The 1,244-nt window shown below is 71.3% G+C and carries 2 protein-coding genes and 1 pseudogene; 2 read left to right on the top strand and 1 reads right to left on the bottom strand.

All coding sequences use genetic code 11. The features are described from left to right. Window positions 1–259 (bottom strand): annotated as a pseudogene (locus APM_RS11450) (molecular chaperone DnaJ); the annotation flags it as partial. A 74-nt stretch (window positions 260–333) separates the two neighbouring features. Between APM_RS11450 and APM_RS11455 the strand changes: the two are divergent. Then, the gene (locus tag APM_RS11455) at window positions 334–627 is read left to right on the top strand and encodes a BolA family transcriptional regulator (protein WP_007423540.1); all 294 of its coding nucleotides are present in this window, start codon (window positions 334–336) and stop codon (window positions 625–627) included. Window positions 628–719: 92 nt separating this feature from the next. Further along, window positions 720–1,244 (top strand): MFS transporter (locus APM_RS11460; protein ID WP_241763145.1); only part of this gene is annotated, 525 nt, incomplete at its 3' end.

The following is a 1,244-nucleotide window of genomic DNA, read 5'->3' on the forward strand; positions in this document are numbered from 1 at the left end:
TGGGGCGCTGCCAGGCGGTGTCGGCGCGCAGATGCGCCTCGATCTCGCCGGGGCTCATGCCCTTGTAGTAGTCCCAGCCGGCATTGTAGGCGCGGACATGCTCGAGGCAGAACCAGTGCCAGTCGCGCAGGTGCTCGCGCGAGCGGGGGGCGCGGTATTCGCCTTGCTTGTCGCAGTCGGGCATGTCGCAGGCGCGGCCCGGGGCATCCGGGTCGGGCGCGAAGGCGCGCACGCGGCGGGTGGTCCGGGTCATGGGCATAGTCTCGTCATGTTCCCTAATTTGCCCTTTGCCGGCGTCTTGGCAACCGGGGGGCGGCGGCGCACAATCCACCCATGACATCACGATCCGACAGAATCCGCGCGATCCTCGCGGAACGCTTCGCGCCCGGCCTGCTCGAGCTGAAGGACGACAGCGCGAAACACGCCAGCCATATCGGCCGGATGACCGGGCCGGGACACGCGCCGGAGGCGGGCGAGACGCATTACCGGCTGAAGATGGTGGCCGAGGCGTTCCGGGGGATGAACCGGGTGGCGCGGCAGCGGGCGGTGAACGAGGCGCTGAAGGCCGAGTTCGAGACCGGGCTGCACGCGCTCAGCCTCGACCTCAAGACGCCGGACGAAGCCTGAGCGCGAACGCCCGCACGCCTTCGGGCGCGACATCCGGCGCGCCTTCGGGCGCGACCCCAGGCGCGCTGCTGCTGGACCGGCGCTTCGCGCCGCTGTTCTGGTGCCAGGCCTTCGCCGCCTTCAACGACAATTTCCTCAAGACCGCGCTGGTGGTGCTGATCCTCTACCGCGCGAAGGAGAGCACAGCACTGGTGGCGCTGGCGGGCGGGGTGTTCATCCTGCCGTTCCTGCTGTGCTCGGGGATTGCCGGCGAGCTGGCGGACCGGTTCGACAAGGCGCGGGTCGCGACCGTGGTCAAGGGGGTCGAGATCGGTGCGGCGGGGCTGGCGGTGGCGGGGTTTCTCGCCGGCTCGGTGCCGGCGCTGTTCGCGGCCCTGCTCGCCTTCGGGGTGCTGGCGGCGCTGTTCGGGCCGGTGAAATACGGGCTGCTGCCGGACCTGCTGGAGACCGCGCGGCTGCCGCTCGCCAATGCGATGGTGGATTTCGCGACCTTCCTCGCGATCCTGGCGGGGACCGCGCTGGGCGGGCTGCTCGGCGCGCGGGAGCCCTGGCTGCTCGGCGCCGTGGTGATGGGGTTCGCCCTGCTCGCCTTCGGCGCCGCGGCGCTGATCCCCCGG

It is taken from the genome of Acidiphilium sp. PM (assembly GCF_000219295.1).
Lineage (GTDB): Bacteria > Pseudomonadota > Alphaproteobacteria > Acetobacterales > Acetobacteraceae > Acidiphilium > Acidiphilium multivorum.